Source organism: Micromonospora deserti (assembly GCF_003236335.1).
Classification (GTDB): Bacteria; Actinomycetota; Actinomycetes; order Mycobacteriales; family Micromonosporaceae; genus Micromonospora; species Micromonospora deserti.
In genome coordinates, this window is sequence record NZ_POUB01000077.1 from 1 (window position 1) to 22,116 (window position 22,116).

A 22,116-nucleotide genomic window follows, 5' to 3' on the forward strand; every position below is an offset into this window, starting at 1 on the left:
GGTTAGCGGGGGGTGCGGAAGGAGGCGGCACGGCGGGCGCGGTCGACGGCCGCGGGCAGGGCGGCGACGAGGGCGTCGACGTCGGCCGGGGTGCTGGTGTGGCCGAGGGTGAACCGCAGCGACGAGCGGGCCCGGTCGTCGTCGGCGCCCATGGCCAGCAGCACGTGCGACGGCTGGGCCACCCCCGCCGAGCAGGCCGAGCCGGTCGAGCAGGCGATGCCCTGGGCGTCGAGCAGGAGCAGCAGCGCGTCGCCCTCGCAGCCGGGGAAGGAGAAGTGCGCGTTGCCCGGCAGCCGGTCGGTGGGGTCGCCGTTGTAGACCACCTCGGGCACCGCGTGCCGGACCCGCTCGACCAGGTCGTCGCGGAGCGCGGCGACCCGGGCCGCGTACTCCTGCTGGCCCTTGACCGCCGCCTCCACGGCCACCGCGAAGGCGACGATGCCGGCGGCGTCCAGGGTGCCGGAGCGGACGTCGCGTTCCTGGCCGCCGCCGTGCAGCAACGGGATCGCCGCTACGTCGCGGGCGAGCAGCAGTGCGCCCACCCCGACCGGGCCGCCGAGCTTGTGCCCGGTCACGGTCAGCGCGGTGACCCCGCTGGCGGAGAAGTCCACCGGGACCTGCCCGACCGCCTGGATCGCGTCGGTGTGGAACGGCACCCCGTGCTCGACGGCGACCGCGGCCAGCTCGGCCACCGGCTGTACGGTGCCCACCTCGTTGTTGGCCCACATCGCGGTGACCACGGCCACCCGGTCGGCGTGCGCGGCCAGCTCGGCGCGCAGCTCGTCGGGGCTGAGCCGGCCGGTGGCGTCGACGGAGAGCCACCCCACCTCGGCGCCCTCGTGTGCGGCCAGCCAGTCCACGGCGTCGAGCACCGCGTGGTGCTCGACCGAGCTGGAGACCACCCGGGCGCGCCGGGCGTCGGCTTTCCGGCGGGCCCAGAAGATGCCCTTGACCGCGAGGTTGTCGCTCTCGGTCCCCCCGCCTGTGAAGATCACCTCGGAGGGGCGGGCACCGAGCGCGGCGGCCACCCGCTCCCGCGACTCCTCCACCCGCCGGCGGGCACGGCGGCCCGCCGCGTGCAGCGAGGACGCGTTGCCGACCTCGCGGGCGATGGCGACGTACGCCTCCAGTGCCTCGTCGAGCATCGGAGTGGTCGCCGCATGATCCAGGTATGCCATCACTGCTCAGCCTAACGAGCGGCACCGGACCGGCCGGAGGCCGGAGACCGACTGGCGGACGCCGGCGGCAGGGGTGCCCCGTCCGTGGCGAATCTCCCGGGCGTCCGGGGGTACTACGAGGGTCCGGCTCGTCAAGCCGCGGACCACGTCGCTGTTCGGTCAGCGGGTCCGCCGACCAGCCGGACGAGTTGCCGCGTTGCCACCGGATGCCGACCTTCAGGCATACTCGGTTGTCGACGTCTCCGCCGAGGCGTACGGCAGCAACACCGCCCGCAGCGGCGAAAGCTCGCTGAGGGGCACCCTGACGGGCTGATCGGCGGGCCGGCTCAGCTCCCCGGCCCGCCGATCAGCTCCCCTTCCTCCGCCGCACCGGAGGCACCGGGACGCACAGACGCCGAGGAAGAGTGTCCGCTCTTCCTCGGCGTCAGGGTGCGGGGGGGGGCTCGCCGCGAGGCGAAGCCCGGCCGGTCACTTGCGCTTGCGGATCTCCTCGGCGGCCTGCGGGACCACCTTGAACAGGTCGCCCACCACGCCGAAGTCGGCCAGCTCGAAGATGGGCGCCTCGGCGTCCTTGTTGACCGCGACGATGGTCTTCGAGGTCTGCATGCCGGCCCGGTGCTGGATGGCACCGGAGATGCCGAGCGCGACGTAGAGCTGCGGGGAGACCGTCTTGCCGGTCTGGCCCACCTGGAACTGGTGCGGGTAGAAGCCGGAGTCGACGGCGGCCCGGGAGGCGCCCACGGCACCCCCGAGCAGGTCGGCCAGCTCCTCGACCAGCTTGAAGTTGTCGGCGTTGCCGACCCCCCGGCCGCCGGAGACGACGACCGAGGCCTCGGTCAGCTCCGGCCGGGAGCCCTTCTGCTCCGCAACCCGGTCGACCACCCTGGCGAGCTTGTCGGTGTCAGTGGCCGACACGGTGAGCCGCTCGACCGCCGGGGTGGCCGGGGCCGGCGTCGGGTTGATCGAGTTGGGGCGGAGGGTGACCAGCGGCAGGCCGCGGGTGACCTTGGACTTGACGATGGTGGAGCCGGCGAAGGCCACCTGGGTGGCGGTGCCGTCGGCGTCCAGGGCGACCACGTCGGTCAGGATGCCGTTGTCCAGCTTGACGGCCAGGCGGGCGGCGATTTCCTTGCCCTCCTGGGCGGAGGCGAGCAGCACGGCAGCCGGCTGCACCCGGTTGACCAGTTCGGCCAGCACGGTGGCCTTGGGGGCCACCAGGTAGCCGTCGATCTCCTCGCCCTCGGCCGCGTAGATCTTCTCCGCGCCGTACTCGCCCAGCTTTCCGCTCAGCGCCTCGGCGGCGCCGGCGCCGCCGAGCACCACGGCGCTGGGCGTGCCCAGCTCGCGGGCGAGGGTGAGCATCTCCAGGGTGACCTTCTTGACGCCGAACTCCCGGGTGGCTTCGACGACGACGAGAACCTCAGACATGTCCAGACCTGCTCTCACACGAACTTCTCGGTGGCGAGGAACTCGACCAGCTTGACGCCGCCGTCGCCCTCGTCAGTGATCTTGGCGCCGCCGGAGCGCGGCGGGCGCTTGGTGTGCTCCAGCACGGCGCTGGTCGCGCCATCGAAGCCCACCTCGGTCGGGGCGACGCCGAGGTCGCCCAGGGAGAGCGTCTGCACCGGCTTCTTCTTGGCGGCCATGATGCCCTTGAAGGACGGGTAGCGCGGCTCGTTGATGGTGTCCCAGACGGAGACCACGGCCGGGGTCGAGGCGGTGACCACCTCGTAGCCCTCCTCGGTCTGCCGCTCGACGGTCAGCGTGGCGCCGTCGACGGTGAGCTTGCGGGCGCCGGTCAGCGCCGCGACGCCCAGCCGCTCGGCGATCATGTGCGGCATGACCTGGACGCGGCCGTCGGTCGACTCGGCGCCGCAGATCACCAGGTCCGCGTTGAGCTGCCCGAGCGCGGCGGCGAGCACCTTCGAGGTGGCCACGGCGCACGACCCGTGCAGGGCGTCGTCCACCACGTGCACCGCCTTGTCCGGGCCCATCGACAGCGCCTTGCGGATCGACTCGGTCGCCCGGTCCGGACCCATGGTCAGGATGGTGACCTCACCGCCGTGCGCCTCCTTGATCTTCAACGCCTCTTCGATGGCGTACTCGTCCATCTCGTTGATGACGTTGTTCGCCGAACCGCGGTCGACGGTGTTGTCGTCAGTGCGCAGGTTGCGGTCCGCGCCCGAGTCGGGCACCTGCTTGACGAGTACGACGATGTTCATCGCGCTTCGACGACCCTCCTGTTTGGTGTTGCGATCGCTCGCCCGGTCTGGGGCGCAGCCTCGCGCGTCCGTTGACGCCCGGTCAACCGCGGGCTGCTGTGCGGTTGCCCACGACGCAATGTTACCCGCAAGTAGCTTCCGCTCTCGGCGACCCCAGAGTGACACAGCTCACCGAGAGTCACGGGGCCGGGTAATCTCCCCATTAGGGAGGTATTACGACATGTCAGGATTCGCCGCTGCCGATCGTGCGGATCCGCGGCAGCAGCCGTGCCGGCGGCTACCGGTGCACGCGTACCGCTGCGCCTGCGGCCGGCTGCGCGACCGCTGCGTCCGGGCCACCGTCCGGGCGCTCTGGTCGCCGGCCCGGCACCCGGACTCCCCCGCGGCCAGCCGCCCCGGCCGGCCCACTCAGGCCGGCTGATCCAGCGCCCCGCGGATCCGTTCGATCATCGCCGCCTCCGCCGGTGCCATCCCCTGGTCGGCCAGGGCCACCCGTTCGGCCGCGCCGAGCACCACCTCCCGGTAGGTCGCCACGTCCGCGGGGGACTTCTCGCGCAGGATCCCGACCGCCCGGCCCAGCGCCGGCAACACCACGGACTCGATCTCCAACGCCGAGTCGTGGCGCAGGTTCGGCAGCGGACCGCTGGTCAGCGCCTCCTTCACCACCCCGGCGCTGTCGGCCATCGCACCGGAGGCGGCGAAGCTCTCCTTGACCAGGGCCAGCACGCCCGGGTCGGCGTTGGCCACCAGGAAGACCGCGCCGAACGCGCCGGTCTTGAGGGTCAGTTGCTCCTCGGCCGTCAACCGCTGCTCCATGATCACGGAGTGTAGACGTACGGAGTGGTGGTGGTGACCGGGACGAAGCCGAGCCGCTGGAGGATGGGCCGGCTGTCCTCCGAGGCGTCCACCTGGAGCAGGCTGCGCCCGCGCTGCTCGGCAAGCCGGGCCCGGTAGGTGACCAGCGCCCGGTAGATGCCCTTCCGCCGCCAGCCCGGCAGGGTCGAGCCGCCCCAGAGCGAGGCGAAACCGGTGTTCGCCGCGTAGCGGACCCAGCCCGCGCTCACCACCTCGTCGCCCGCCTCCGCCACCACCACCGTGATCGACTGCGGGTCGGCGGCGATCTCCTTCTCCAGCCCGGTGACCAGGTGGCTGCGGTCGGCGTTCCAGACCGCCTCCTCCATCGCGGCGATCCGCTCCAGGTCCGCCCGGGCGGTCACCTCACGCAGGCGTACCCCCTCGGGGACGACCGGGAGCGCGGCCGCCAGCGGCGCGACCGGGCCGACCACCACGGTCTCCCGCTCCGCCGGCACGAAACCGGCGGCGCGCAGCCGGTCGGCCAGGTCGGCCGGTTCATCGTGGCCGGCGAGCTTCCACTCCACCGCCTCACCCCGCCGCCGGAACAGCTCCACCTGCCGGGCGATCAGCGCGTCCAGCTCCGCACCGGCCAGCCCGCCCAGGTCGCGGTAGGTGAGGAAGCCGCGCTGGTCCAGCCCGAGGATCCGGACCAGCGGGCCGTCCCGCTCGACCGTCACCCCGGCCGGCACCGGGTCGGGGACCTCCGGCCGGAGCTGGTTGTCGTACGCGTTCCGCAGCGTGATCGCATCAAGATCGGTCATCAGTCCAGGCTAGGCGGGCGGTACAGCGGATAATCGGCGACGTGTGGCAGGCGATCAGGAGGTGGTTCGACCCGCGCGAGCTGCGGTCGGTCGGCAGCACTCCGGACTACCGCTTCTCGCTGGCCAACGAACGCACCTTCCTGGCCTGGCTGCGCACCGGGCTGGCACTGGTCGCCGGGGGGCTCGCCGCCGCCCAGTTCCTCCCGCCGCTGCCGCTGCGGCACCTGCGCGAGGTGATCGCCGTCGCGCTGCTGCTGCTCGGCGGAGCCGTCGCCGTGCGGGCCGTCGACCACTGGGCGCGTACCGAGCGGGCCATCCGGCTCGGCGAGGAGCTGCCCGTCTCCCGGTTCCCGGCCGTGCTCGCCCTCGCCGTCGGCCTCGGCGCGCTGCTGCTGGTGGCCGCGGTGCTGGCCCGGGCGGTCGGCGGCGGTCGGTGAGCGGCGGGCGGGATCCGGGTCTGCAACCCGAACGCACCCGGCTGGCCTGGCGGCGCACCGCGCTGGCGCTGACCGTGATCATGGTGCTGACGGTCCGGCTCGCGGTCACCGGCGACGCGGTCGGCGCGGTGCTCGCCGGGGTCGCCGTCCTCGGGTGGGGCGCGGCGCTGGCGGTGTGCTGGCGGCGGGCCTCCGGCACCCGCCCCATCGCCAGCGGCGGGCGCTCACTGCCGCTGGTCGCGCTGGCCACCGCGGGGTTCGCGGCGCTCGGCGCGCTGCTGGTCGTACGCGGGCTGTGGTGAGGTGAGCCGTTGCGTCATCATTGACGCATGGCCCGGCTGTACGTCCTCCTCTTCGTGGTGCAGATCGTCCTCGGCGTCTGCGCGCTGATCAGCTGCCTCTCCGCCGAGGAGGGCGAGATCAAGGCCCTCCCCCGGATCGCCTGGGTGCTGATCATCCTGTTCTTCCCGCTGCTCGGCTCGATCGCCTGGTTCGTCGCCGGCCGCGAGCGGGCGGTCGGCCGACCCGCCGGGAGCCCGTTCCCGGGCCGGATCCCGTCGACCCGGGAACGGCGCCGCCCGGTCGCCCCGGACGACGACCCGGAGTTCCTCCGTTCGATCGAGGACGGCTCCCGGCAGCAGGACCAGGAGCTCTTCCGCCGCTGGGAAGAGGACCTGCGCCGCCGCGAGGACGACCTGCGCCGCCGCGAGGGCGAGCCGCCGCGCGAGGAGGACCGCCCGGAGGTCTGAGCGGCCCGGCGCCGTCGTCGCGGATCACACCCGGCGCTTGAGGCCCCGTACCGCCAGCGGCGCGAAGATCGCGGCGAGGACACCCGCCCAGAGCAGCGACTGCACCACCGGCGCGGCGACCGGCCCGCCGACCAGCAGCCCGCGCAGCGCGTCGGCGAGGATGGTCACCGGGTTGACCTCGACCCAGGCCTGCAACCAGCCCGGCATGGTCTCGGTCGGCACGAACGCGTTGCTGGTGAAGGTCAGCGGGAAGATCACCATGAAGCCGAAGATCTGCACCTTCTCCGGCTCGCCGACCAGCACCCCGACCAGCACCGAGATCCACGACGCGGCCAGTGAGAACGCGAGCAGCAGCGCGAACGCCCCGAGCAGGCCGAGAACGCCGTCCGCCAGCCGGAAGCCGAGGATCATCCCGACCCCGACCAGCAGCGCCACCGACCAGGCCTGCTTCACCGTGTCGGCGAGGATCCGCCCGGCCAGCGGGGCCCAGCGCGCGATCGGCAGCGACCGCAGCCGGTCGAAGACCCCCTTGGTCAGGTCGTTGTTGAGCCCGAAGCCGGTGGTCATGGTGGCGAAGAAGGCGTTCTGCACGATGATGCCGGGCAACGCGAAGGTGAGGTACTCACCGGGCGAGCCGGCGATCGCGCCGCCGAAGACGTACGTGAAGAGCAGCACGAACATCACCGGCTGGATGCTGAGGTCGAGCAGCTCCATCGGGTTGTGCTTGATCTGCACCAGGCTCCGCCAGGCGAGCGTGAGGGTGTGCCGCACCCCGGCGGTCGGCCCGAGTCGGCGGGGCGGCGCGAGCGGTGCGGACAGGGTGGCGGCGGTCATGCCCGGGTCCCTTCCAGGTCGGCCCCCTGCGGGGCGTCGGCGTCGGCGCGGTGGCCGGTCAGCGAGAGGAACACCTCGTCCAGGCTGGAGCCGCGCAGCGCCAGCTCGGCGACCTGGATGTCGGCGGTGTCGAGGCGGCGCACCACGGCGGGCAGCACGCCCGGGCCGTTCACCGGCACGGTGACGGTGGTCTGCGCCACCTCGGGGGTCGCGTGAGCCACCTCACTGGCGATGCTCACCACGGTGGCCAGATCGGCGGCGTCCGCCGGGCGGACGGTCAGTACCTGACCGCCGGTCTTGGCCTTCAGCTCCTCCGGCGTGCCCTGCGCGATCACCCGACCGTGGTCGACCACCGCGATCTCGCTGGCGAGCTGGTCGGCCTCCTCCAGGTACTGCGTGGTGAGCAGCACGGTCACCCCGTCGGAGACCAGGCGGCGCACGATGTCCCACAGCTCGTTGCGGCTGCGCGGGTCGAGGCCGGTGGTCGGTTCGTCGAGGAAGAGCACGTGCGGCCGGCCGACCAGGCTCGCGGCGAGGTCCAGCCGGCGGCGCATGCCGCCGGAGTAGGTCTTGGCGGCCCGGTCGGCGGCGTCGGTGAGGTGGAAGTCGGCGAGCAACTGCCGGGCCCGGGCCTTGGCGTCGCCCCGGGACAGCCCGAGCAGCCGGCCGATGAGCAGCAGGTTCTCGGCGCCGGTGAGCGTCTCGTCGACCGAGGCGTACTGGCCGGTCAGACCGATCAGCTGGCGCACCCGGTGGGCGTCGCGCACGACGTCGAACCCGGCGACGGTGGCCTGCCCCTCATCGGCCCGCAGCAGGGTGGCCAGCACCCGCACCGTCGTGGTCTTGCCCGCCCCGTTCGGCCCGAGCAGGCCGAACACCGTTCCGGTGGGAACCGCCAGGTCAACTCCGGCGAGGGCGGTGGTGGCGCCGAATCGGCGTACCAGGCCCTCCGCGCGGATCGCGTAGTCCATCGCAACTCCTGTCGTCATCACTGGTCACCCACCCTGACCGACGGCACTGACATTCCGACGATCCGGCGCTGACGTTACGACGGCAGGCGCTGACAGTCCGCTGATTTAGCCAGCAGGACAACCCGGGCCGCCGCCACCGGGCGTGTCGGCGACGGCGGCGGGTGCGGCTCAGGCGAGGTTCGACGAGCGGGGGTACGCGTCGGTCGGGTCGGTGAGCACGTTGACCAGGTACGGCACCCCGGCGTCGAACGCCCGCCGCAGGGCCGGCTCCAGGTCAGCGGCCTTCGCCACGGTCTCCCCGGCGCCGCCGAGGGCGCTGACCACCTGGTCGTAGCGCAGCTCGGGCTGCAGGTCGGCGGCCACGTCGTAGCCGTACATGGCGCGCATCGGGTGCTTCTCCAGCCCCCAGATGCCGTTGTTGCCGACCACGATCACCACCGGCAACCGCTGCCGGGCCAGGGACTCCACGTCCATCAGCGAGAAACCGGCGGCGCCGTCGCCCATCAGCACGCAGATTTGCCGGTCGGGGTGGCTGACCCGGGCCCCCATCGCGTAGCCCATGCCGGTGCCAAGGCAGCCGTACGGGCCGGGGTCGAGCCAGGTGCCGGGCTGCGCCGGCTCCAGGTAGCGGCCGGCGTACGAGACGAAGTCACCGCCGTCGCCGATGGTGATCGCGTCCCGGTCGAGGACCTTGTGCAGCTCGCCGTAGATCCGCGCGGGGCGGATCGGGTCGGTCTCGGCGGCCATCTCCTCGGCGTCGCGGGCCTTCGCGGCGTCCTCGGCGGTGCGCAGCCCGGCGATCCAGTCGGTGTGGTCGGCGCGGTCGCCGTGGTGCTCGGCGAAGGCGGTGAGGATCAGCCGCAGGTCGCCGGCGGGGGCGGCGGCCGGCTGGACGTGCCCGGCCCGGTGGCTCGGCGCGTCCACCACGTGCACCACCTTCGCGTCGCCGAAGTCACCGAAGCTGAGCCGGAAGTCCAGCGGGGTGCCGACCACCACGACCACGTCGGCGCCCTTCAGCGCGACGCGCCGGGCCTTGGCGAAGGCGAGCGGGTGCTCCGGGGGCAGCGCGCCGCGGCCCATGCCGTTGGTGAAGACCGGGACCTGCAACGCCTCGGCGGCGGCCCGCAGGGCGTCGACCGCGTCCCCGGCGTAGACGTCGGAGCCGGCGATGATCACCGGACGGGCGGCGCTGGCGATCAGGGCCGCCGCCCTCGTCACCTCGTCGGGGTCGGGCTCGATCGGCGCGATGCCGGGCGGCGCGGGCAGTTCGGCGTCGGAGACGGAGAAGACCGCCTCGAGCGGGAAGTCGAGGAAGACCGGGCCGCGGTGCGGGGTGAGCGCCGCCGTCAGCGCGGCGGTCACCGCACGGGGGATGTCGTCGGTGCTGAACACCGTCTCGGCGTGCTTGGTGACGGGCGCGACCAGGGGCAGGTGGTCCATCTCCTGGAGGCTGCCCGAGCCCCAGCGGAACTGCGGGGCCCGCCCGCCCAGCACCAGCACCGGAGAGGCGTTGAAGTAGGCGCTGGTCAGCCCGGAGATGCCGTTGGTGACGCCGGGGCCGGCGGTGAGTACGGCCAGGCCGGGCCGGCGCTGCAGCTTCGCCACCGCCTCGGCGGCGAAGACCGCCGACTGCTCGTGCCGGACGTCGTAGATCGGGAAGTCGGTCTTGTGCGCGGCGTCGTAGATCGGGAAGACGTGCCCGCCGGAGAGCGTGAACATCTCCCGCACCCCGTACGCGCGCAGCGCCGCGAGGGCGAGCTCTCCGCCGTGACCTTCGATCCGCTCCGTCATCGCCGCTCCTTGGTGTCCGCATGACCGGAGTCACACGCTACTGGCCGGTAGGCGAGATGTGAACCGTCCTCGGGTCGGTGTCGACGCCGGCCTGGGGCCGGTGTCAGCGTCCGGTGAAGTCCGGCTTGCGCTTCTCGACGAAGGCGGCCATGCCCTCGCGCCGGTCGTCCGTGGCGAAGAGCGCGGCGAAGAGCTGGCTCTCCCAGGCCAGGCCGGAGTTCAGGTCCATGTCGAGGCCGCCGTCGACGGCCAGCTTCGCCGCCCGCAGGGCCTGCACCGGCCCGGTGAGGTACGGACGGACCAGCTCGACCGCGGTGTCGTACACCTTGGCGGCCGGGGCGATCCGGTCGGCCAGTCCGATCCGCAGCGCCTCCTGGGCGTCCACCATCCGGCCGGACATGATCAGATCCTTGGCGCGGGCCGGGCCGACCAGGCGGCCCAGCCGCTGGGTGCCGCCGGCACCGGGGATGATGCCGAGCTTGATCTCCGGCTGGCCGAGCTTCGCGTCCTCGGCCACCACCCGCCAGTCGCAGGCGAGGGCCAGCTCGCAGCCGCCGCCGAGCGCGTACCCGGTGATCGCGGCGACGACCGGCTTGGGGATCCGGGCGATCGCGCCCAGCGCGCTGGACAGGTCGGCCGCCCGCCCCGACATGTCCACGTAGGACATGTCGGCCATCTCCTTGATGTCCGCGCCGGCGGCGAAGACCTTCTCCCCGCCGTACACGATGACCGCACGGACGCCCGGGTCGGCGGTGGCCGCGGCCGCGGCGGCACGCAACTCCTCCTGCACCTGGGTGTTGAGCGCGTTCATCGGCGGCCGCTCCAGCCGGATGGTGCCGATCCCGTCCTTGGTCTCCAGCCGCACGAACTCGCCCACGCCGCACCCTCACTTCCTCGTCGAAGTCGCGTGCCAACCTTACGGCCCAGCTCGTTGGGGTAAGTAGTCTGGTGTCAGCCCCCACGGGAGTCCCACCATGGTCACGTACTACGACGACAGGTCGGTGCAGGTCACCTCCGCCGCCGTGCGGGTGGACGGCCGGTCCTTCCCGCTGGCCGAGATCAGCATGGTGTGGCACCGGCGGGGCAGCCGCTCCTGGCGGGTCCTCGCCGGGCGGGGCGCGATCGGCGCCGCGCTGGCCGGCCCGCTGGTCGCCGCCGCCCTCGGCATCGCGCTGGCGGCGTGGCTGGGCCGCTCCCCCACCGTCACGGTCGCCATCGTCGGCGCCTCGGTGCTGGTCGGCCTCGCCGTCGGCCCGCTCGCCGACTACCTCTTCGAGCACCTGGACCGCTCGTACGCCCGGGGCAGCCGGCAGTTGGAGATCTGGGCCCGCTGGCGCGGCCAGCCGGTGCGGCTGCTACGCACCGGCGACGCGCTGCGCTTCGGGCAGATCTACCGGGCCGTGCAGCGGGCCGTGGAAGCGGGCCGGCCGGTGCCGCCCCGCCGCCGCTGACGGTCCACCTCGACCGCTCGGTGCCGGCCTCCGCCCGCCCTCAACAGTGCCGCCCGCCCGGCACAGCCCGGCCGCGAGCAACCGGGACGCATCAGGTGTGCGACGCCTGACCGAGCGGCGCGTCCGCCGCCACGGGACGAAGGTCCCCGACAAAACCCTTCCGGCCCTGTCGAGCTGCCCGCACAGACGGGGCAGGGGACGGCAGCGGCCCCCGCCCCGGTCGGCACCAAGACGGGCGCAGGGACGGGCAGTGGCCGTCGTGCCGGGCCAGCCTGCGGGCGGGCGAATGGACGGGGCAGCTCGACAGGGCGCGGCGTGCCCCTCTCGCACGGCCAGGCTCGCGCCGCGTCCACCGCACCGCACACACGGCGAGACTCGCGCCGCGTCCACCGCACCGCGCGGCACGGCCGCCGGTGATCCCGACCGCCGAGCAACGCGCGACGGGACACCCGGTTGCCGGCGGGTGCTTAGGCTTAGTGATGACGCTCTATTACCGGGACGACGCGGTGCAGGTGACCTCGGAGTCGATTCGGGCGGGTGGCCACCGCGTCGCGATCGCCGAGGTGACGTACGTCTGGCATGCGCGCGGTAGGACCACGGCGGCGGTCCGGGGTCGGGTGCTGGGCCGGGGCGTCCTGGTCCTGCTCCTCTCACTGCCCCCGCTGGTCGCGGTGGTCTGCGTACTCTCGTTGGCCTGGTCGGCGCAGGACCACGGCGAGTGGCAGTTGGCACTGGTCATCGTCGCCGGCTGCGCGGTCGGCGCGCTGGCCCTGACCCCGTTCCTGGAGATCCCGCTCGGCTGGCTGGACCGCTCCTACGAGCGCGGCAGCAGGGTGCACGAGCTGTGGGTGCAGCACCACGGCCGAGAACTACTGCTGCTGCGCACCCCGGACGCGTTGCGGTTCGGGCAGATCTACCGGGCCGTGCAGCGCGCCGTCGAACAGCAGGGCGACCACCGGTGACCCCGCCACCGGGGGCCGGCCGGGAGGCCGGTGCGTCCGGGGGCGTCACCGGTGCCGGCGGCGTCCGGCGTCGCGGGCGCGGGCGACGCACACTTGGTGCCATGGCGATTCCCCTTCCCCGGCCCACCGCGGTCGTCGGCCTCACCCGCTCCGCCCTCGACCAGGCCCTCGGTTCGGCGGCCTCGTTCGCCGCCGTGCCCGCCCGTGCCTTCGCGGTGCTCGACGGGGTGGAGGCGCTGCTGGCGCGGATCAACGGGGTGGTCGACCGGATCGAGCAGACCCTCGACCGCACCGACCGGGTGCTCACCGACGCCGACGCCGCGGTCCGCGAGGTGGCGGTGATCAGCGCGGCCGCGACCACCGCGGTCGAGAACGCCACCGGGGTGGCCGCCGCGGCGGCCGCGGTGGTCGGCGAGGCCGAGCAGGTGTCGGCGGCCGCGGCGGTGGTGGTCGGCGAGGCGGAGAAGGTGGCGCGGACGGCCGGCGCGGTGGTCGCCGAGGCCGACTCGGTCGCCGGGCGGGCGGCAGGCACGATCGGCGACGCGGCCGAGGCCGCAGCCACCGCGGCCGAGCTGCTGGCGGCGTACGAGCCGGCGCTGCGCCGGGCCGCGCCGATGGCGAACCGCTTCGTGGAGCAGCTCAGCCACGAGGAGGTGACCGCGGCGATCCGGCTCATCGATGAGCTGCCCAAACTCAGGCAGCACCTGACCGCCGACATCCTGCCGATCCTCGCCACCCTGGACCGGGTCGGACCGGACCTGCACGACCTGCTCGACGTGACCCGGGACCTCAAGCTCGCCGTCGCCGGCATCCCCGGCCTCGGCATGCTCCGCCGGCGCGGCGAGAAGCTCGCCGACGACCCCGCCGAGTGAGGACGTTCGCGCCGTCCGTACGGCGTGGACCGCTCGCGGCCGGTCCCGGCGGCGTCGGGGCAGTCGGTTCAGCAGTCGCAGGTGACCGAGGTGCGGGGCGCGGTCAGCTCGTCGGCCGGGCGTCGGGTCAGCCCAGCCGCGGTGACCACCGGTAGCCCTTCCCGGACCCAGTACTCGTAGCCGCCGAGCATCTCCTTGACCGGGTGCCCGAGCCGGGCGAACTCCAGCGCGGCCCGGGTGGCACCGTTGCAGCCGGGGCCCCAGCAGTAGGTCACCACCGGCGAGCCGGCCGGCACCAGGTCGGCGGCGCGGGCGGCGATCTGGGCCGTCGGCAGATGCAGCGCACCCGGCAGGTGCCCCTGGTCCCAGGCGGCGGCGCCGCGCGAGTCGACCACCACCAGCCCGGACACCCCGGCGGTCAGGTCGGCGTGCACGTCGCTGACGTCGGTCTCGACGCTCAGCCGGGCGAGGAAGTGGGCGGTGGCGATGGCCGGGGCGGCGGCCGGCACGGCGAAGGTCTGCGTCATGCCGTCGATCCTCGGCCGCGTCGAACACCGGGACGAGTGGCGAGACCGACGTCCTCCGCTAACATCCCGCCATGTCGCGACGAGCCGACCGCAGCGTCGCCGTGCTCGCGTACCCGGGCATGTCGGTCTTCGAGACCGGCATCGTCACCGAGGTGTTCGGGCTGCCCCGGCCCGAGTTCGACGTGCCCTGGTACGAGCTGACCGTCTGCGCGGAGCGGCCCGGGCCGGTGCCCGTGGTGGGCGGCGCCCAGCTACACACGCCGTACGGGTTGGACGCGCTGGCCGCCGCCGCGACAGTGATCGTCCCCGGGGTTCCCGACGTCACCGCCGACCCCTCACCCGAGATGGTCGCCGCGCTGCGCCGGGCCCACCGGGCCGGCGCCCGGATCATGTCCATCTGCTCGGGGGCGTTCGCGCTCGCCGGAGCCGGGCTGCTCGACGGCCGCCGCGCCACCACCCACTGGCGGTACGCGGACCTGCTGGCCGGCCGGTATCCCCGGGTAAAGGTCGACCCCGACGTGCTCTACCTCGACGACGGCGACCTGCTCACCAGCGCCGGCAGCGCCGCCGGCCTGGACCTCTGCGTGCACGTGGTACGCCGCGACCACGGCGCGGCGATCGCCAACGCGGTGGCCCGCCGGCTGGTCATCCCGCCGCACCGCGACGGCGGCCAGGCCCAGTTCATCGAGGCGCCGGTGACCGTCGACCCGGCCGACGACCGGATTGGCGGCAGCATCGCGTGGGCGCTGGCGCACCTGGCCGAGCCGGTCACCGTGGCCCGGCTGGCCCGGCAGGCACACATGTCGCCGCGCACCTACCTGCGGCACTTCGCCCGGGCCACCGGAACCAGCCCGATCCGCTGGCTGGTCGACCAGCGGGTACGGGCCAGCCTGGCGCTGCTGGAGACCACCGACCTCCAAGTCGAGGAGATCGCCGCGGCGGTCGGGTTCGACTCCCCGGTCACCTACCGGCACCACTTCGGCCGGGCGATGCGCACCTCGCCGTCGGCGTACCGCCGGGCCTTCCGCACCGGCGCCACCCGGTCGTAGGCCGGGCGGCGACGCGCTCCGCACGCGGATCGGGAGTCGCGACGGGCGTCAGGTCGGCACGTAGAGTTCGTCGATCTCGGCCCGCCGGGGCAGCGCCACCGACGCGCCGAGCCGGCGGGCGCAGGCGGCCCCGGCGGCGGCCGCCCAGCGCACCGCGTCGACCAGGTCCCGGCCCTCGCCCCAGGCGACGGCCAGCGCGGCGGTGAACGCGTCCCCGGCAGCGGTCGTGTCCACCACGTCGACCTTGACCGCCGGGACGTGCACCGCGGTCCCGTCCCGGTCGCCGTACCAGGCGCCCTGCCCGCCGAGCGTGAGCACCGCCCGCGGCGCCAGCTCCAGCAGGGCGTGCGGCTGCTCCCGGCCCCGGCCGGTCAGCGCCAGCGCCTCGTTCTCGTTGACCACCAGCAGGTCCGTCGCCGCCAGCAGCTCGGCCGGCACCGACCGCGCGGGCGCGGCGTTGAGCACCACCCGAGTGCCGACCGCCCGGGCGGCGACCGCCGCCGCGGTGACCGTGTCGGCGGGGATCTCCAGCTGCGCCACCAGCACGTCGGCCGCGCGTACCGTAGCCAGCTCCGGCTCGGTGAGGTCGGTCATCGAGGCGTTCGCACCGGGGCTCACCAAGATCGCGTTCTCGCCCTCGGCGTTGACCATCACCAGCGCCACCCCGGAGGTGCCGTACGCCACCCGGAGCTGGCCGGTGTCGACGCCGGCGGCGGTGATCCGGGCGCGCAGGGTGACCCCGAACGAGTCGGAGCCGATCGCGCCGAGGAAGGCGCAGGAGGCGCCGGCCCGGGCGGCTGCGATCGCCTGGTTGGCGCCCTTGCCGCCGGGCACCATGACGAAGTCGGTGCCGAGCATGGTCTCTCCCGGCCGCGGCAGGGCCGGGGCGGTGGCCACCAGGTCCATGTTGGCGCTGCCGAGCACGACGACCCGGGTCTGCCCCGCACCCACCCGCGTCACCGATCAGGCGGCGCGGGCGGTGTACCGGTCGCCGAAGCGCTCGACCACCAGCGGCAGCCCGAAGGTCTTGGAGAGGTTGTCCCCGGTGAGTGTGTCGCGCAGCAGACCCTGAGCCACCACGCCGCCCTCACGCAGCAGCAGCGCGTGGGTGAATCCGGGCGGGATCTCCTCCACATGGTGGGTGACCAGCACCAGCGCCGGGGCGTCCGGGTCGAGGGCCAGCTCGGCCAGCCGGGCGACCAGGTCCTCCCGCCCGCCCAGGTCGAGCCCCGCGGCCGGCTCGTCGAGCAGCAGCAGTTCTGGATCGGTCATCAGGGCGCGGGCGATCTGCACCCGCTTGCGCTCCCCCTCGGACAGGGTGCCGTACGTGCGGTCGGCGAGGCCGCCGATGCCGAGCTGGCCGAGCAGCGCGCGGGCGCGGGCCTCGTCGCTGCGGTCGTAGCTCTCCCGCCAGCGGCCGACCACCGACCAGGCCGCCGTGACAACCACGTCGCTGACCCGCTCGTCGGCCGGCAGCCGTTCGGCCAGCGCGGCGGTGGAGAGCCCGATGCGGGTGCGCAGCTCGGTGACGTCGGTGCGGCCGATCCGCTCACCGAGCACGGACGCGGTGCCGGTGGTGGGGTGCAGACGACCGGCAGCGAGGTTCAGCAGGGTGGTCTTGCCGGCCCCGTTCGGCCCGAGCACCACCCAGCGCTCGTCCAGCTCGACCCGCCAGTGCACGTCGTGCAGCAGCGCCGTGCCGGACCGGCGTACGCCCACGCCGTCGAGGCTGACCACCAGATCCGCGTCCACGGGCGGGGGTGCGGCTGCGGCGCCAGCGGCGCCGGGGATCAGGTCACCAGTCACCCGACCATCCAATCACGCAGCACGGGGGGCGCCCCCCACGGGCGGCGCCCCGGCCATAGGGTGGGGCGCCGTGTCGTTGGTCACCACACCCGAAGGACGGTCCATGCCAGGTCGGAACGCGGAGCCGCGCGGATGAGCGCGGTCATCGAGATCGAGGGTCTGCGCAAGACCTTCCACACCCTCCGGCACGGGCGCCGGGTCGCGGTCGACGGGTTCGACCTGCTCGTGGAGGCCGGGCAGATCCACGGCTTCCTCGGCCCGAACGGTTCGGGCAAGACCACCACCCTGCGCGCCCTGCTCGGGCTGGTGCGGGCCGACGACGGCCGGATGACGGTGCTCGGCGAGCGCTCGCCCGACCATCTGCCCCGGGTGGCCGGACGGGTCGGGGCGATCGTGGAGAGTCCGCAGTTCTTCGGCAACTTCACCGCCCACCGCACCCTGCGCCTGCTGGCCCGCGCCGGCGGCGTGCCGACGACCCGGGTGGACGCGGTGCTGGAGCAGGTGGGCCTGCGCGACCGGGGCCGCGAACGGGTCAAGGGCTACTCGCTGGGCATGAAGCAACGCCTGGCGGTGGCCTCGGCGCTGCTCAAGGACCCGGAGCTGCTGATCCTCGACGAGCCGGCGAACGGGTTGGACCCGGGCGGCATCCGGGAGATGCGGGATCTGATGCGGTCGCTGGCCGCGGCCGGGGTGACCGTCCTGGTGTCCAGTCACATCCTCGCCGAGATCCAACTGATCTGCGACCACGTCACGATCATCTCGCGCGGTCGCCGGGTGGCGGCCGGTCGGGTGGACGAGGTGCTCGCCGGCTTCGACCGGCACGAGTTCCTGGTCCGGGTGGGCGACCCGGCGCGGGCGGCGCAGCTGCTGGGCGAGGCGGGGCTGACGGTCACCGGGCACGACGACCACCTGGTGGTGAGCGACGTGGACGATCCGACGAGGATCAGCCGCACGCTGGGCGAGCAGGGCCTATGGGTCGGTGAGCTGAGCCCGCTGCGGCCGGATCTGGAGAGTGTCTTCCTGGAGCTGACCGGCACGTCGACGCACCCGACGCTGCCCCGGCAGGTGGACGACTCCGTGCTGCCCGACCGCGGGCCGCGGACCGCGATGATCGACCTGGACGCCGAGGGAGTGGACGCGTGAACCTGGTCCGTGCCGAGCTGGAGCGGCTGGGCGCCCGCCGCTTCGTACAGCTGATGCTCGTTCTGCTGGTGCTGGCGTTCGGCGTCACCGCGGCGACCACGTTGGCCGGTTCGCACCGCCCGACACCGGCGGAGCTGGCGGACGCCCAGATGCAGGCCGCCGAGCAGCGGCGGCAGCTGGAGGAGACGTACCAGCGGTGTGTGGCCCGGGAACGGGGCGTCCTGCCGGAGGCCGAGGCCGAGGCGTACTACCCCGAGGACTGCGCCCCGCTCGACCCGGGTCAGATGGAACGGCTGCCGGTGGCCGCCGACTTCCTGTTCGGGGTCTTCACCTTCGCCGTGGAGGCCCGGCCGCTGCTCTACTTCCTCATCGCCTTCCTGGTGCTCTTCGGGTTCCTGGTCGGCGCCTCGTACATCGGCGCCGACCTGAACTCCGGCGGGGTGGTCAACCTGCTGCTGTGGCGCCCGCGCCGGCTGACGGTGCTCGGGGTCAAGCTGGGCACCCTGTTGGGCGGGGTGGCGCTGCTGTCGGTGCTCGCCTCGGCGGCGTACCTCGCCACGTTCTGGTTCATCGGCCAGGTCGCCGGTCAGGCCGGGCGGCTGGACACCGAGTTCTGGCGGTCGCTGGGCGCCATCTGGGGGCGCGGCATGCTGCTGGTGCTGCTGGCCACGGCGACCGGCTTCGCCATCGCCACGCTGGGCCGGCACACCTCGGCGGCGCTCGGCGCGGTCGCCGGGTACGCGGTGGTCTGGGAGCTTGGGGCCCGGCTGGTGCTCGAGATCCTGGACGTGCGGCGGCCCGACCAGTACATGCTCTCCAGCTACGTGGGTGCCTGGCTGACCGGTCGGCTGCGACTCTGGGACGAGCATCTGTGCGCGAACGGCTTCTGCGACGGCATCTGGACGTTGACCTGGGAGCCGGCGCTGGCCGTGCTGCTGACGCTCTCCGGCGGGTTGACCGTGGCGGCCTTCGCCGTGTTCCGCCGGCGCGACCTCATGTGACCTGCACCGACACTCGACCCGGGCGCGGCAAGACCTTGCAGCGCCCGAGCCAATGGTGAAGAATTCCTACGTATGGCGGACAGCTGCGGGACCACCCCGGCGCGGGTCCGGTCAGCCGACGGTGGAGCCGAAGACCTCGTCGCGCACCGCGTCCAGCGCGGTGCGCAGCGCGCCCCGCAGGATCGGCTCCTCGGTCAGCCCGGTGGACACCACCTGGGGTCGGACCAGGGTGATCGCCGCGACCTCGTGCTGCACCCGCTCGGCCAGCGCCGCCCCGCCGGCCTGACCGACCTCGCCGGCGAGCACCACCAGCGGAGGGTCCAGCACCACACAGGTGCTCGCCACCCCGAGCGCGAGCCGGCGGGCGACCTCGTCGAGCATCGGGCCGCCGGCCGTGCCGTCGGCGATCGCCGCCCGCACCGCACCGGCGGCGTCGTCGGGGTAGCCGTGCTCGCGGGCCAGCGTGCGGATCGCGTCCGCCCCGACGAGCTGCTGGAAGGCGGGCTTGGCCCGGCGGGACACGTCGCGCGGGATCGGCGCCCCGGGTACCGGCAGGTAGCCGATCTCGCCGGCGGCGCCGCTGCTGCCGTGGTGCAGCCGCCCGCCCAGCATGATCGCCAGACCGACGCCGGCGCCCACCCAGACCAGCACGAAGTCCGTCACCCCACGCGCCGCGCCGGACTGCGCCTCGGCGACGGCGGCCAGGTTGACGTCGTTCTCGAAGACCACCGGGGTGTGCAGGTCCTCCCGGAGCGCGGCGAGCAGACCGCTGTGCCAGCGCGGCAGGTTGAAGGCGAAGGTGATGTCGCCGCTGGCCGGGTCGACCAGGCCGGGGGTGCCCAGCACGATCCGCCGCACGCTCGACAGCTGCGCCTGGGCACTGCTGGCCGCCTGGACCACCGCGTTGTGCACCACGCCGACCGGGTCGTCGGTGTCCCGGGTGGACTGCTCGACCCGGCCGATCACCGCGCCGGTGATGTCCGCGCAGGCGGCCACCACCCGGTCCGGGCCGACGTCCACACCGACCACGTGGGCGCTGCCTGGTCGGACGGCGTAGAGCTGGGCGTTCGGCCCCCGCCCGCCGGCCTGCTCGCCGACCCGGGTGACCAACCCCCGCTCCTCCAGCCGCTCGACCAGCTGGGAGGCGGTGACCTTGGACAGCCCGGTCAGCTCGCCGAGCCGGGCCCGGGTCAGCGGCCCCTGCTCCAGCAGCAGCTCCAACGCCGCGCGGTCGTTGAGCGCGCGCAACAGGCGCGGGGTGCCGGGCAGCCGGGTCGAACTCATGCCACGTCCTCTAGCTTTAGTAAACTTTGCTAACTGTAAATTCACCTGCGAATGGGTAGCCGTAGCGTATCGGCCACCCGGCGCCGGGGCGTTCGGCCGACCCGGTACGCGCCAACCGCCGCCGGTACGACATCCGGGCCGCCGGGCACCGAAAGGGGAAGATCACGTGGGGCTGGATCCAGGACTTCGCCGGCTCGCGCTGGGCACGCTGCTCGCCGCGTACCCGGGGCCGGTCCCGCCCGACTGGGCGGTCGACCTGGTGGGCGAAGGGCTCGCCGGGCACACCCTGTTCGGCACCAACATCCACGACGCGGCCCAGGTGGCGGCGAGCACGGCCGCGTTGCGGGCCGGCCGGCCGGACGTGCTGATCGCGATCGACGAGGAGGGCGGCGACGTCACCCGGCTGGCCCACGCCACCGGCAGCCCCTATCCGGGCAACGCCGCGCTCGGCGCGATCGGGGACGTCGCCCTGACCCGGCGGGTCTACGAGGCCATCGGCACCGAACTGGCCGACCTCGGCATCACCGTCAACCTCGCCCCGACCGTGGACGTGAACACCGCCGACGAGAACCCGGTCATCGGCACCCGCTCGTTCGGGGCCGACCCGGTCCGGGTCGCCGCGCACTCCGCCGCGGCGGTGGCGGGCCTGCAGGCCGCCGGCGTCGCGGCCTGCGCCAAGCACTTCCCCGGGCACGGCGCCACGGTCGCCGACTCCCACCACGAGCTGCCCACCGTGGACGTGCCGGTGGACGTGCTGCGCCAGCGGGACCTGCCACCGTTCGCCGCGGTCGTCGCGGCGGGCGCGCGGGCGGTGATGACCGCGCACATCCGGGTGCCGGCGCTGACCGGCGACGGCCCGGCCACGTTCAGCCGGGCGGTCCTGGTGGACCTGCTGCGCACTGACTACCGCTTCACCGGCGCCGTGATCACCGACGCCCTGGAGATGAAGGGGGCCGCGGTCGCCGCGGGCGGGGTCGGCCCGGCCGCGGTCCGGGCCCTCGCCGCCGGGGCCGACCTGCTCTGCATCGGCGCCAGGGTCGACGCCGCGCTGGTCGAGCGGGTGGCCGCGGAGATCGTCGCGGCACTGGCCGACGGCCGGCTGGACCGGGGCCGGGTGGAGGAGGCGGCCGGCCGCGCCGCCGCCCTCGCCGGCTGGACCCGGGCCGCCGGCGGGACGTCGGCGGCCATTCCCGATCTGGGGTACGCCGCGGCGCGGCGCGCCGTCCGGGTGGAGGGCGTGCTCACCGGTCTGGACCGGCCCCTCGTCGTGCAGCTGCACGCCGCCTCCACCATCGCCGAGGGGCGGGTGCCGTGGGGCCTCGGACCGCACCTGGGCGACGTCGAGGAGCTGCGGGTGGTGGCCGCCGAGACCAAACCGGCGACGCTGCGCCGGCTCGCCGGCGCCCGGCCCATCGTGCTGGTCGGCCGGCACCTGCACCGGCTCCCGGGCGGCCCCGAGCTGGTGACCGCGCTGGCCGCCGAGCATCCGGTGACGGTGGTCGAGATGGGGTGGCCGGCGCAGTGGCGGCCGGCCGGCGTGCGCGCCTTCGTCACCACGTACGGCGCGAGCCACGCCAACGGGCGGGCCGCGGCCGAGGTGCTCGGTCTGGCCACCTGAGTCCGGCGCCCGTCTCCGGCCGGGACGGCCCTGGCCGGTCAGCGCTCGTACCTGCTCTCGCCGCTGACCCGCGCGACCTGACTTGAACGTGTTCAAGAACTGCTCTACGCTCAGCGGCGAAAGACTTGAACGCGTTCAAGAAAGGTGTCGGGATGGACATCAAGGTCTGGATGTACCTCGTCTACCTGGCGGTCAGCATCGCGCTGACCGCCTGGGTGGCACGGTCGTTGTCCCGCAACGGGCAGGTCTTCCTGGCGGAGGTGTTCGCCGACGAACGCCTGGCCCGGGCCGTGAACAGCCTGCTCGTGGTCGGCTTCTACCTGCTCAATCTCGGCTACGTGACGGTGGCGATGCAGCATCCCGAGCCGGTGGAGTCCGCCGCCCGGGCGATGGAGGCGCTCTCGGTGAAGATCGGTCTGGTGCTGCTGGTGCTCGGCGCGCTGCACTTCTTCAACGTCTTCGCCCTCGGCCGCTACCGCCGGGGCCGGCTGCGCCAGCTCGCCACCCACCCGCCGCTCGCGCCGATCGGCCGGCTCGCCACGCCGCCCGCCCCGCGCGGCCCGTACCCGCCCACCGCGGGACCGCTCGTGCTGCCCTGTGCGGGC

General features: G+C 74.0%; 25 protein-coding genes. 12 read left to right on the forward strand and 13 right to left on the reverse strand.

Features of this window, described 5'->3' with window-relative positions:
• Positions 1 to 2: 2 nt before the first annotated feature.
• The 3 genes from C1I99_RS13535 to C1I99_RS13550 all read right to left on the reverse strand — a co-directional run bounded on the left by C1I99_RS13535 (position 3) and on the right by C1I99_RS13550 (position 3,400).
• A complete protein-coding gene (locus tag C1I99_RS13535) occupies positions 3 to 1,178 on the reverse strand; it encodes a cysteine desulfurase family protein (RefSeq protein ID WP_111134562.1) in 1,176 nt (391 codons plus the stop codon).
• A 468-nt stretch (positions 1,179 to 1,646) separates the two neighbouring features.
• Positions 1,647 to 2,606: an electron transfer flavoprotein subunit alpha/FixB family protein gene (locus C1I99_RS13545; RefSeq protein ID WP_111134563.1), complete on the reverse strand. Its 960-nt coding sequence runs from the start codon at positions 2,604 to 2,606 to the stop codon at positions 1,647 to 1,649.
• 14 nt (positions 2,607 to 2,620) lie between these two features.
• On the reverse strand, positions 2,621 to 3,400 hold the full coding sequence (locus C1I99_RS13550; protein WP_111134564.1) for an electron transfer flavoprotein subunit beta/FixA family protein: 780 nt from the start codon (positions 3,398 to 3,400) through the stop codon (positions 2,621 to 2,623).
• Between the two features lie 220 nt (positions 3,401 to 3,620).
• On the opposite strand from C1I99_RS13550, the gene C1I99_RS13555 reads away from it, so the two are divergent.
• Entirely contained in the window at positions 3,621 to 3,821 is a 201-nt protein-coding gene (locus C1I99_RS13555) for a hypothetical protein (protein ID WP_111134565.1), read from the forward strand.
• Here C1I99_RS13555 and C1I99_RS13560 read toward each other — a convergent pair.
• Both C1I99_RS13560 and C1I99_RS13565 read right to left on the reverse strand, forming a co-directional pair.
• Entirely contained in the window at positions 3,809 to 4,216 is a 408-nt protein-coding gene (locus C1I99_RS13560; RefSeq protein WP_438941409.1) for a hypothetical protein, read from the reverse strand. The two genes, C1I99_RS13555 and C1I99_RS13560, sit on opposite strands and share 13 nt — an antisense overlap.
• 2 nt (positions 4,217 to 4,218) lie before the next feature.
• Positions 4,219 to 5,016 carry a GNAT family N-acetyltransferase gene (locus C1I99_RS13565; protein WP_111134567.1) on the reverse strand — a complete coding sequence of 266 codons (798 nt, stop codon included), beginning with the start codon at positions 5,014 to 5,016 and terminating at the stop codon, positions 4,219 to 4,221.
• Between the two features lie 41 nt (positions 5,017 to 5,057).
• On the opposite strand from C1I99_RS13565, the gene C1I99_RS13570 reads away from it, so the two are divergent.
• Genes C1I99_RS13570 through C1I99_RS13580 form a run of 3 tightly spaced genes read left to right on the forward strand, consistent with a single transcriptional unit; the run spans position 5,058 to position 6,202 of the window.
• On the forward strand, positions 5,058 to 5,453 hold the full coding sequence (locus tag C1I99_RS13570) for a YidH family protein (RefSeq protein WP_111134568.1): 396 nt from the start codon (positions 5,058 to 5,060) through the stop codon (positions 5,451 to 5,453).
• On the forward strand, positions 5,450 to 5,755 hold the full coding sequence (locus C1I99_RS13575; protein ID WP_111134569.1) for a DUF202 domain-containing protein: 306 nt from the start codon (positions 5,450 to 5,452) through the stop codon (positions 5,753 to 5,755). Before C1I99_RS13570 ends, C1I99_RS13575 begins: the two co-directional genes overlap by 4 nt.
• 27 nt (positions 5,756 to 5,782) lie before the next feature.
• Positions 5,783 to 6,202: a PLD nuclease N-terminal domain-containing protein gene (locus C1I99_RS13580; protein WP_111134570.1), complete on the forward strand. Its 420-nt coding sequence runs from the start codon at positions 5,783 to 5,785 to the stop codon at positions 6,200 to 6,202.
• Positions 6,203 to 6,226: 24 nt separating this feature from the next.
• On the opposite strand, the gene C1I99_RS13585 is transcribed toward C1I99_RS13580, so the two are convergent.
• The 4 genes from C1I99_RS13585 to C1I99_RS13600 all read right to left on the reverse strand — a co-directional run bounded on the left by C1I99_RS13585 (position 6,227) and on the right by C1I99_RS13600 (position 10,675).
• Positions 6,227 to 7,036, reverse strand: a complete 810-nt coding sequence (locus C1I99_RS13585; protein WP_111134571.1) for an ABC transporter permease — start codon at positions 7,034 to 7,036, stop codon at positions 6,227 to 6,229.
• A complete protein-coding gene (locus C1I99_RS13590) occupies positions 7,033 to 8,007 on the reverse strand; it encodes an ATP-binding cassette domain-containing protein (RefSeq protein ID WP_111134572.1) in 975 nt (324 codons plus the stop codon). Before C1I99_RS13590 ends, C1I99_RS13585 begins: the two co-directional genes overlap by 4 nt.
• Positions 8,008 to 8,175: 168 nt before the next feature.
• Positions 8,176 to 9,798 carry an acetolactate synthase gene (locus tag C1I99_RS13595; protein WP_111134573.1) on the reverse strand — a complete coding sequence of 541 codons (1,623 nt, stop codon included), beginning with the start codon at positions 9,796 to 9,798 and terminating at the stop codon, positions 8,176 to 8,178.
• Positions 9,799 to 9,901: 103 nt separating this feature from the next.
• Positions 9,902 to 10,675 (reverse strand): enoyl-CoA hydratase-related protein, encoded by a 774-nt coding sequence (locus C1I99_RS13600; RefSeq protein ID WP_111134574.1) that lies wholly within the window; start codon positions 10,673 to 10,675, stop codon positions 9,902 to 9,904.
• A gap of 97 nt (positions 10,676 to 10,772) precedes the next feature.
• On the opposite strand from C1I99_RS13600, the gene C1I99_RS13605 reads away from it, so the two are divergent.
• The 3 genes from C1I99_RS13605 to C1I99_RS13615 all read left to right on the forward strand — a co-directional run bounded on the left by C1I99_RS13605 (position 10,773) and on the right by C1I99_RS13615 (position 13,083).
• A complete protein-coding gene (locus C1I99_RS13605) occupies positions 10,773 to 11,249 on the forward strand; it encodes a DUF6232 family protein (RefSeq protein WP_111134575.1) in 477 nt (158 codons plus the stop codon).
• A 479-nt stretch (positions 11,250 to 11,728) separates the two neighbouring features.
• The gene (locus C1I99_RS13610) at positions 11,729 to 12,211 is read left to right on the forward strand and encodes a DUF6232 family protein (RefSeq protein WP_111134576.1); all 483 of its coding nucleotides are present in this window, start codon (positions 11,729 to 11,731) and stop codon (positions 12,209 to 12,211) included.
• A 101-nt stretch (positions 12,212 to 12,312) separates the two neighbouring features.
• Positions 12,313 to 13,083: a hypothetical protein gene (locus tag C1I99_RS13615; RefSeq protein WP_111134577.1), complete on the forward strand. Its 771-nt coding sequence runs from the start codon at positions 12,313 to 12,315 to the stop codon at positions 13,081 to 13,083.
• Between the two features lie 68 nt (positions 13,084 to 13,151).
• On the opposite strand, the gene C1I99_RS13620 is transcribed toward C1I99_RS13615, so the two are convergent.
• A complete protein-coding gene (locus C1I99_RS13620; protein WP_111134578.1) occupies positions 13,152 to 13,610 on the reverse strand; it encodes a rhodanese-like domain-containing protein in 459 nt (152 codons plus the stop codon).
• Between the two features lie 71 nt (positions 13,611 to 13,681).
• Between C1I99_RS13620 and ftrA the strand changes: the two genes are divergently transcribed.
• Positions 13,682 to 14,659: a transcriptional regulator FtrA gene (gene ftrA, locus C1I99_RS13625; RefSeq protein ID WP_111134579.1), complete on the forward strand. Its 978-nt coding sequence runs from the start codon at positions 13,682 to 13,684 to the stop codon at positions 14,657 to 14,659.
• A gap of 48 nt (positions 14,660 to 14,707) precedes the next feature.
• On the opposite strand, the gene C1I99_RS13630 is transcribed toward ftrA, so the two are convergent.
• Positions 14,708 to 15,610 (reverse strand): ribokinase, encoded by a 903-nt coding sequence (locus tag C1I99_RS13630; RefSeq protein ID WP_111134580.1) that lies wholly within the window; start codon positions 15,608 to 15,610, stop codon positions 14,708 to 14,710.
• 12 nt (positions 15,611 to 15,622) lie between these two features.
• Positions 15,623 to 16,465 (reverse strand): ABC transporter ATP-binding protein, encoded by an 843-nt coding sequence (locus C1I99_RS13635; protein ID WP_111134581.1) that lies wholly within the window; start codon positions 16,463 to 16,465, stop codon positions 15,623 to 15,625.
• A gap of 132 nt (positions 16,466 to 16,597) precedes the next feature.
• Here C1I99_RS13635 and C1I99_RS13640 point away from each other — a divergent pair, with 132 nt between their 5' ends.
• Positions 16,598 to 17,608: an ABC transporter ATP-binding protein gene (locus C1I99_RS13640; RefSeq protein WP_111134582.1), complete on the forward strand. Its 1,011-nt coding sequence runs from the start codon at positions 16,598 to 16,600 to the stop codon at positions 17,606 to 17,608.
• The gene (locus C1I99_RS13645) at positions 17,605 to 18,609 is read left to right on the forward strand and encodes an ABC transporter permease subunit (RefSeq protein ID WP_111134583.1); all 1,005 of its coding nucleotides are present in this window, start codon (positions 17,605 to 17,607) and stop codon (positions 18,607 to 18,609) included. Before C1I99_RS13640 ends, C1I99_RS13645 begins: the two co-directional genes overlap by 4 nt.
• A gap of 111 nt (positions 18,610 to 18,720) precedes the next feature.
• On the opposite strand, the gene C1I99_RS13650 is transcribed toward C1I99_RS13645, so the two are convergent.
• Entirely contained in the window at positions 18,721 to 19,893 is a 1,173-nt protein-coding gene (locus tag C1I99_RS13650) for an ROK family transcriptional regulator (RefSeq protein ID WP_111134584.1), read from the reverse strand.
• Between the two features lie 166 nt (positions 19,894 to 20,059).
• Between C1I99_RS13650 and C1I99_RS13655 the strand changes: the two genes are divergently transcribed.
• Together C1I99_RS13655 and C1I99_RS13660 are read left to right on the forward strand one after the other, a co-directional pair.
• The gene (locus C1I99_RS13655; protein WP_111134585.1) at positions 20,060 to 21,511 is read left to right on the forward strand and encodes a glycoside hydrolase family 3 N-terminal domain-containing protein; all 1,452 of its coding nucleotides are present in this window, start codon (positions 20,060 to 20,062) and stop codon (positions 21,509 to 21,511) included.
• Between the two features lie 152 nt (positions 21,512 to 21,663).
• Positions 21,664 to 22,116 (forward strand): hypothetical protein (locus C1I99_RS13660; RefSeq protein WP_233512493.1); only part of this gene is annotated, 453 nt, incomplete at its 3' end.